Source organism: bacterium (genome assembly GCA_021159335.1).
Lineage (GTDB): Bacteria > UBP14 > UBA6098 > B30-G16 > B30-G16 > JAGGRZ01.
On sequence record JAGGRZ010000056.1, the window covers coordinates 1 to 9177 of the forward strand.

Below are 9177 nucleotides of genomic sequence, written 5' to 3' on the forward strand. Positions count from 1 at the left end.
TGTTTACATAATAACGGTTCGCGGCGAGCTCGTTTGCGAGGGAACTGTCACGCTGGCGAGGTAGTAGGTTAAAAATTAAAACCTCAACCTCCGCGGTTCCCATGTTCCCCGTGGTCCCCGCGATTTAAATCTTTTACCTCAGCCTCCGCGGTTTCCAATTCCCCGCGGTCTCCGCGATTCAAACTCTTCCCACCAAACTTATTTCACTTGAAACCGCATCACAATAATGTTTTATTGTTAACAATGAATGATGCTGAACTGACACGACTCTCCAAGCTTCTTATCGAGTGGGGGCACAGGTTGTGGCAACAGGGAATGCTTCCCGGCGGGGACGGCAATATAAGCGTCAAAATAGACGCGGAAAGAATCCTCATAACACCGAGTGGAATGTCCAAGGGATTCCTTAAAGACGATGACCTCATAGTAGTCGACTTCTCCTCCAATGTTTTGCAAGGCAAGAATAAACCTTCCTCGGAAATATCGCTCCACATATTAGCATATCAATATCGTCCCGACATAAGTGCTGTTGTCCACGCTCACCCGCCTTATGCCACAGCATTCGCCTGCTCCAAAATTGAGCTCCCGCAAAACCTTCTGCCAGAAAGCATAGTCAAGCTTGGCGAGGTACCGAAAACATTTTTTGCCCTGCCGTCCACCATGCAAACAGCAGTAGTAGCCGAACCATTCGTGCTGCGATACAACGCATTCCTCCTTAAAAATCACGGTGCTGTTACTCTCGGTAGAAACCTCGAGGAGGCATGTCTCAGAATGGAAACACTCGAGCACCTCGCAAAAGTAGCGTGGTTATCAAAGCTTTTGGGAGAGGTAACCGAACTCCCTGAATGGGCTGTAAAGAAACTTAAAGAAATAGGATTAGAGTAGAAAAGGAGGGAAAATGGAGATCGAAGTCAAAAAGCCAACTGAGGAGGAGCTGGAAAAGCTCGGCGTAAAGAACTGGCCTACATGGTCGTCGCCCGTAAGAAAGTTCCCGTGGGAATACACGGAAACGGAGATTTGCTATTTCCTTGAGGGCAAAGTTATCGTGGAAACCGAGGACGGCAAAAAAGTGGAAATAGGAAAAGGAGACCTCGTTAAGTTCCCCAAGGGGCTGAGATGCACATGGGATGTCAGAGAGCCAGTGAAAAAACACTATAGGTTCGAATAAATCATCTTTTTTTCGCAAAAATCTTTCTTAATTCATCAAGCACAATGCTCACTTCTTTCTGCTTGAGCAAGGCAGATAGGACTAAGTAGATGACTGCGCCGACACAGCCCACAATGAAAAGCATCAGAAACGACATTATTCTGCTTGGAAGCCCGTAAACGAACATTTTCACAGTAAACCTTACCAGTGTTAGCACAAAAAAATATGTCGCAAAACTGCTTAATGCCGATTTCAAAAATGATGGTAATACTGTAATCATGTTTATGTGACTCTTTCTGGCTATCACAGAAATCATGGCAACATCCATCAACGCGAAAGCAGCAAGCGCAGTAATGGCGAGTCCAACGATTCCGAGCTTTTGCGCGAGGAAAACATCCGCAATCATGGCAAGGCTCCACCCGTAAAAGCCTATTCGCCCGAGCGCGGACGAATTTTTCTGGGCAAGCATAACCCGCATAAGGAACATGTATAATCCCTGAAATATTACCGCGACCGAAAGTATCTTTCCAGCCGATGCAGTAAGCGAAGCTGCATGAGCACTAAACATGCCCTGCCGAAAAACTATGAATGTAAGCGGTTTTATCGTTGACGCAAGAATAGCTGCCAGCAAAGCGAAAGCAAAAAAAGCACCACTAATAACATCCACAAAACGCTTTCTAAAATCATCCATGTCGTTGGAAGCATAAGAACGCGCAAGAATAGGATGTGAAACAACCGATAAAGGCTGCGCAATAAGATACATGGCTGCACCAACAGTTATTTGCGCAAGCGTTAGCGATGTTATCATGCCTTCAGCAAGATTGGATGCGAGAAACCGCTCGAAAATCCTGAAAATTTGCTCCCAGAGCGTAAAAAGAAGTGCGGCTGAACCCTGGGTAATCAAAAATTTGCTCCAATATCCCCGAAATGAAGGTTTCGCTTTCGCGATAAGCCCGCTGCGGTAAAGCTTGTAAAAAATAAAGCCAAAAGCAATAATCGAACCTGAAAGCACACCGAAAGCAACTGAATAAATGGACAATCGCACATGAAATGCCAGCACGAAAACTATCGCTACAACAGGAATCATTATGTTCGCAAGCTCAAGAGGAATAAATTTGTGGCGCGCGTAAAGACCTGCAGAACCAATGTACATAATTCCTCCAAGAATCGCCGTGGGAGCAAGAATGTAAAATAAATTCAAAAGCTCTCTCCTGTCAGATATGCCGGGAAAGATGCGCCAAAGCCATGCAGATGAAGTAGTCATAAGAACGGCAAGCACCAAAGAAGCCACTATGGCGATATTAAAAATGTATGTGGTCAAAATTTTTGCTGCTTTCTCTCTGCCCTCTTTCACCTCGACATTTATAATCGCAGTGGTAGCAGCCGTCTGAAGTGGACCAACGCCGAAAAGCAACTTTAGCATTGTCGTTACCTGAGAAACTGCAAAGAAAGCATCAGTTAATGCTGAAGCACCGAAATAGCGAGCAATAAGAACCTGTCTGACAAAGCCCAATATTCTGCCAAGAACCCTAACGGAAAATATCGAGGGCATAAAACGCGCTATGCCGATTAAGCTTTTCTTGTCAGCTTGTTCCATTCAAATGACACCGCCGCCATCAATATTGAAACGCAAATTATTGTAGCCATCGAGAAAAACGGATGAGAAACATAAAACCCAGCGATAAGCAACCCCGCAAGCACCCCCGGCGTAACCAGAACGAGCGACTTGATTATATCGGATTCAATAAGCCATATTTTCGGCAGCAAGCGCAGCCCAACAAATATCCCGGAAAAGTACATAAAAAGAAACGAAAACAACCCTAAAAGCCCCATTTTGGCAAGAATAATCCCATAGCAGTGGTCTATGTAAAACGAATTTTTAAAAACGAAAAATGTAGTTCCGAAACCCTGCCCCAAAAGTTTGTTTTCTCTGTAAAGCGCCAGTGCGTTTCTAAGCTCAATAGCTCGCGCATGAACGGACAAATCGTATCCCGGCGCAAAAGTCGGCTTAAATCTTTGCGCAATAAGCTCGATTAGCAATTTAAACTGAGATGGCGTCATAATGACATATAAAAACCCGGCAATAACAATAAGCGAGATGAGATAATAAACCATGCCGCTGAAAAAATACTTAAGCCGTTTCCCTTTTGGCTGAATAAGACTTGTAGCAAGCACAGCGTAAAATATTAACATTAACCCATACAAAATGCTCGTTCTCGAACGGAAAAATATAATGAACAGGTAAACGAACGCTGAGAGCGCAAACATCGATTTTTTTCTCGTTATTAATGCATATTGCAGTAAAACCGCGGAAAGTATAACCATGGGCTGGAAATGATATCCCCATGTCACGCCAAATCCCGCTCCCATATAGGGAGACCTTCTGCCCATCGTGAAAAACTCAAAAACACCGTAAAGTAGCTGAAGGAACAAACCCAATCCGCCTAAAAGCGCTATTCTTTCTATTGATTTCTCGTCCCGGAAAATGAAAATGCTGAAAAAAACAATCCACAGATAAAATATCGGCCCGCGAGCGACATCTGAGTTGAAGGATGATTGCGAAAATGCTCTGAAAATATCCTTATTGAGAAGTCCATGAACAGCACTTACTATCATCATAGCGAAAAAAATTAATGTGCTCCACTCGATTATTCCGGGTCGGCGCAATATCGTGTCCTTGGGTCTTAGCACCAAAGCCAGAAACAAAGAGCCAAGAAAAAACACATAGGCTATTTGGGCGGGGTTTATGAAAAAACCAAACAATTTGAAAGCAAACCTTGCTTTGAAAATCATAAGGAGAAAAACCATAGCATCAGCAAAAAACTGGTATGGCACTATTAGAATGGCTGCGAGCCCTGCCAGCGCAAGCGATAGAAGAGTTAATCTATATCTTTGTTTGAGAAAAAGATATATTATCGCAGCACCAAAACTAATCCCAGCGATGATTCGAATTAAAATAGACCAAATCCTATCGCGAACTTTAAGCATGATTCTTCAGGATGGTCGCGCTTTATTCCTGTGACTGACCCACCACGCTCGAAATGCAGCAGCGAAAATTGAGGCCACAAAACCTATTACAGCTCCGCTTAAAACTATAAGCGACCTTTTGGGACCCGACCTCGACTTCGGAAGATTTGGCTCATCGAGGATGTTTATAATCGGGGCGGCGCCCTTCATGTCGAGCATCGTAACCTCAAGCTGCTTCCTGACATAGTTTATAAGCTCACTCGTAAGGTCAACTTTGGAGCGATATCTCTGGTATTGCATCGTCAATATTGGGTCATCACTGTAATTTCGATGAGTAGCTATGAATCTTTTAAGCTCGTTTTCGGCGGAGTCAAGCTGGGCAACGAGCTTCTCCTCTCGTCTCTTGAGATAAGCATACTTTTTCTTGGCTGAAAGCGCAGTGTGCTCGTTTATAAAATCTTCGAGCGCACTTATCCAGGCTTCCAGAGCGAATCTCGAGATAAATGGGTCTTTGCATGTGAACTTTAGCTGAACTAACCCCTTCTCGAAGGAATATTTTATTTTGCTCTTCCCTTTAAAACCTTTTATCGCCTTCTCCGTTGAACCCCATCGGAAAAATTTCTTTAAATTGCCCTCATAACCACGCGCTATCAACGAGGAATCGAAAGGCATCTCCAATGCTTTAAGGATAACTTTCTTGCTCCTTAATATATCAGGAAAAAGGAAGCTTGATATTTCCGTCTGCGCGCCCGACATAAACTCAGTTATCGAAAAACCCGGCACAAATTGCATACCGCTGGGGACAAACCCGCTGGGCAAAAGCACAGCCTCCGATGTATACTTGTTTGGAGAAATTATCGCTATAATCAGAAAAATTATCACGAAGAACAAAAAAACAGGGATTATAATGGAACGATTCTCATATATGAGCGACAAAATTTTAAACCTTTGTTCGAACATTTCTCACTTTAATCTGAGAATAATGTAAAGGGATGTCACAGCACCGCTAATTATCGAAACTATAGTGGATGTTATCGCCAAAACATCTACTTTCCGCTCGATTTTCTTGGGAACTATTATCACATCACCTGGAGATATTTTATCGTAACCCAGCGATATCTTCTCAACTCTGCCGTTCATTTTGACAAGTCTTATTTGGTCGGCATCGGCATTTTTTGTAAGCCCACCAGCCATCTTTATATAATACCTCGCGTTCTTCCCCTCTTTGAACTTAACCGTCCCATTAAGCGCAACAGCGCCTATAACGCTTACCTCACCCGGTGTCTTGGGAACTATTATCGTGTCCCCCGCTTCAAGGACTATATCGGTTTTGCCTCTTATAACATCTTTTGCACTTATTATCATCCTGTTGAGATCCTCTGGATTGAAACTGAAAACATATGAAAGCGTGTCTATCCTTCCGAGAGAATCTATTATAATGGGTCTCGTGCTGCTTATTATCGCTTGAAGATTCTTTTTGCCAACTCTTTCGCTTATTTTTGGTCGAATCATCGTTACGCCCTCAAGAAAGGCATCCTCGGTAAAACCACCGCACCGCTGGAAAAGTTCGGATAAGGTCTCGTTCTCCCTTATAATAGCGTAGTTCCCGGGATATTTAACCTCCCCAAGAATCGTTACTATCTCAGGTTTAAGCCATCCCGGTATCGAGTGAACCACCACCACATCGTTTTCCCGCAGTAAAACATCTTGTGCGCTACCGGGATTGTTAAGTACCTCGGAAAGGTTTATCCACATCGATTCGCGCCTTATACCGTCAACTATTCTTACCAGCTCAACGCTATCAAGATAAGCTTCCACGAGTAGCCCACCAGCATGAAACACAAGGTCCGATACTCTCATCCCATCGTAAAGCTCATAAACCCCTGGATTTTTTACGGAGCCAAAAATGGCGACCTTGCGCGGATAAAGAAAATCCCTTACCGAATAAAGAATTATCTTATCTTGTGGCTTCAAAGGTGTATTAGCTTTCTCGCTTATCAGGTCAGCGGCGATTATTTCGCGCCTTCCGTCGGGTTTTAAACGCAATATATCGACCCGCTTTTTGTAAGTATCCTCGAAAAGCATTCCCTCTTTTCCGAGAAGCTCGCCAAGCGTCAGTCCCTCATGCCAGCCATACGCACCGGAATGAGGTATGTAGCCCACCACGAAAACAACATCCTCGCGATAGGGATTCACCGGGAATATCGATATGTCATCGCCGTCGAGAATTTCAGTTTTCGCGCTTAGCGAATCGGTAAGGTCGAGCGTTACTGCGATATGCTCGCCGTTTTCTATCCTGTCCACAAATATGTTGCTCACATCAGCATCAGCAGTTACTCCGCCACTATATTTGAGAAGGTCCGATATAGTTTCCCCTTCGACAAGTTCGAAAACTGCGGGAGTTTTAACCTTTCCACGAAGTTTGACCAACTTGTCATACCCGGGCACAACCACTACATCACCGCTTGCAAGCTGGATGTTGCCCTTGGCTTTGCCCTCGGTGAAGAGCTCGTAAAGGTCGAGTTTGGCTACGAGTTTGTTCCCCCTGTATACCTTAATTTTTCTATATGAACCCGACCTCGATGGCCCACCAGCAGCAGCAACAGCATTAACCACTCTCGAAAGTCCGGGAAGGTCGTAGATACCGGGATTTTTCACATGACCAACGACGAAAACTTGAATCGTTTTTACTGCCGCAAGAGTAAGACTGTAGTTTATGTCGGCGAAAACTCGTTTTAATGCTTTTCCAACCCTTTTGCGCGCAGCATTAATAGAAAGCCCTGCGACAGCAACTTCCCCTGCCTGCGGAATGTATATCTTACCATCTCTGTCCACAACAAGTTCATACTGACTGTTTATCGCGCCCCAGATGTTGAGAAGAAGTTTGTCGCCCGTCCCTATAATGTATTCACCAGCCACAGGTAGTTGCGAGGCACTTATCTGCGGTATATTCTGGAAAACCTGCGAGCCAAACCTTGTAAGACTTTTTGGCAATGCTTTCCTTATAACCTGAATCGTCTCGCCATCGACCACCACCGGTTCATCGAAATACCACTTTCCTTCCGGGAAGTAAACTTCGGCAGGTTGCCTTGCCAGTTGCCGTTGCTCAAGTATTTTCTGAAGAATAGCTGTAGTATCCACAAATTGCATCTCGGGGGTAACATACTTCTGAGCCTCCATCGGCTTGGTAGGCGGCTTTTGAACCGCCGGCGGCGTAACATATTGAGTTTGAGGTTGAACAGAAGGATATTGACCATGCCCTAAATTCAGCAATAGGAAAAGGAGTGCAAAAAACAAAACTATTTTGCTCTCATGAACTTTTCTCAGAGGATTCCTCCTTTTCTCCCTTCTCTTTTTCCTTCTCCTCTGCTTTCTCTTCAGCCTTTTCCTCTTCCGCTACTTCCGCAGGCGCCTCCTCAACTATACCTCTCGGCTTCACCACCGATACAACTACTTCCTCAGGGTCAGAAAGTATCTTCACATTCTCAATGACTATGTCCTTAACATACAGGGATTCGCCAAGCTCGATATTCGACACATCAATTCTTATTACCTCGGGCGCATCGGCAGGTTTTGCGAGAACCTCAAGCTCGTGAAGATGTGGGGTAAGAACACCGCCTTTTTTAACCCCCACGGCAACTCCGACGAACTCAATGGGCAACTTAAACGAAACAGGTTTCTTAAGCGATACTTTCTCGAAATCGGCGTGGATTATCGTATCGGTTATGGGGTCGTGTTGGACATCCTTTATTATGGTTAAATACTTTTTCGCTCTTTTTCCTTCGCCCTTAATCTTAAGTTCCACCAGTGCATGTTCACCTGCGCGCGAGTGCATAATGTGGGAAAGTTCGTGCTTTGGCACCTTTATCGGCAAGGCTTCTTTGCCGTCCCCGTAAACCACCGCGGGCACATATCCCGCCCTACGCAATCTTCTTGCGGCACGACTGCCGCGCTCCTCCCTTATCTCTCCTGTTAACAGAAAACCTTTCATCTTTTTCCCTCCAGTTATAGCAAAACTAAACTCAAATCAGAATTTCATCTCAAAAAGAACGCTTACTGACTTCTCCTCGTGAATGCTTTTTATCGCCTCCGCCAGAAGCGGCGCAATGGAAACCACCGTTATTCTCTCGCCAAGGTTCTCCCTGGCAGAATTCTTAAGTGGTAAAGTATCAGTTACCGCCAGCATGTCAAGAGTTGATTGAGCCAACCTTTCCACCGCGGGTCCTGAAAGGAGCGGATGAGTAACCAGCGAGAAAACCGCTTTTGCGCCATTTTCCTTAAGAATTTTCGCCGCCGAGCAAATAGTTCCCGCAGTATCGATAATGTCGTCCCTTATTATGGCGACCTTTCCGTCCACCTTGCCCACGAGAAACATGACAGAGGAAACATTAGGCTCATCGCGGCGCTTGTAAACCACCGCTATAGGTGCACCGAGCTCTTTAGCAAGAGGTTCTATTCGCTTAACGCCGCCTATGTCGGGCGAAACGAAAACCACCTCTCCCCGCTTAAGCTCGTCGTTCATCCTCGAAAGCAGAAAGTCCCTGAAAATCCCATCAGCAGTCAAATGGTCCGTGGGGACATCGAAGAAACCCTGTATGGCAGGCGAATGAAGGTCAACGGTAAGTATTCTATCGGCACCAGCAGCTACGAGCAGATTTGCCACAAGCTTAGCCGATATCGGAACACGAGGACGGTCTTTGCGCTCCTGCCTCGCATATCCGAAATACGGTATAACAGCCGTTACCCTTCTTGCGCTGGCACGCTTAGCCGCGTCAATAAGAAGCAGAACCTCCATAATGTTTTCCGCGGGCGGCTGGGTCGATTCCACTATGAAAACATCCTTGCCGCGAATGTTCTCAAGAATCTGAACCCTTATCTCGCCATCGCTGAAGTTGGTGAGGAGCAGTTTTGTGGGTTCTACTCCAAGTTTTTGCGCAATGGAGTTGCCAAGTTCTTCATTAGAGCGTCCTACGATAAGCTTAAGTTCGTTCATCACTCCTCCCAAAGCTTGCATTCTCTGGGGCGGGAGGATTCGAACCTCCGAATGGCGGATCCAAAGTCCGCTG

The 9177-nt window shown here is 45.3% G+C and carries 8 protein-coding genes; 2 read left to right on the forward strand and 6 right to left on the reverse strand.

The annotated features are described in order from the left end of the window. Positions 1 to 243 precede the first annotated feature (243 nt). Positions 244 to 882, forward strand: coding sequence for a class II aldolase/adducin family protein (locus J7J62_03480; protein ID MCD6124216.1), 639 nt, complete (start codon positions 244 to 246; stop codon positions 880 to 882). Positions 883 to 895: 13 nt separating this feature from the next. Then, a complete protein-coding gene (locus J7J62_03485) occupies positions 896 to 1165 on the forward strand; it encodes a cupin domain-containing protein (protein MCD6124217.1) in 270 nt (89 codons plus the stop codon). A 1-nt stretch (position 1166) separates the two neighbouring features. Here J7J62_03485 and J7J62_03490 read toward each other — a convergent pair whose 3' ends face one another. The 6 genes from J7J62_03490 to J7J62_03515 are packed head-to-tail and all read right to left on the reverse strand — an operon-like array spanning position 1167 to position 9104. Next, entirely contained in the window at positions 1167 to 2741 is a 1575-nt protein-coding gene (locus tag J7J62_03490; protein ID MCD6124218.1) for a polysaccharide biosynthesis protein, read from the reverse strand. After that, on the reverse strand, positions 2714 to 4132 hold the full coding sequence (locus J7J62_03495; GenBank protein MCD6124219.1) for a hypothetical protein: 1419 nt from the start codon (positions 4130 to 4132) through the stop codon (positions 2714 to 2716). The genes J7J62_03490 and J7J62_03495 overlap by 28 nt, the downstream gene beginning before the upstream one ends. A 6-nt stretch (positions 4133 to 4138) precedes the next feature. Then, positions 4139 to 5071: a hypothetical protein gene (locus J7J62_03500; GenBank protein MCD6124220.1), complete on the reverse strand. Its 933-nt coding sequence runs from the start codon at positions 5069 to 5071 to the stop codon at positions 4139 to 4141. A gap of 3 nt (positions 5072 to 5074) precedes the next feature. Continuing rightward, entirely contained in the window at positions 5075 to 7384 is a 2310-nt protein-coding gene (locus tag J7J62_03505) for an SLBB domain-containing protein (protein ID MCD6124221.1), read from the reverse strand. 37 nt (positions 7385 to 7421) lie between these two features. Then, positions 7422 to 8102, reverse strand: coding sequence for a 50S ribosomal protein L25 (locus tag J7J62_03510; GenBank protein ID MCD6124222.1), 681 nt, complete (start codon positions 8100 to 8102; stop codon positions 7422 to 7424). 36 nt (positions 8103 to 8138) lie between these two features. Beyond that, entirely contained in the window at positions 8139 to 9104 is a 966-nt protein-coding gene (locus J7J62_03515; GenBank protein MCD6124223.1) for a ribose-phosphate pyrophosphokinase, read from the reverse strand. Positions 9105 to 9177: the final 73 nt, after the last annotated feature.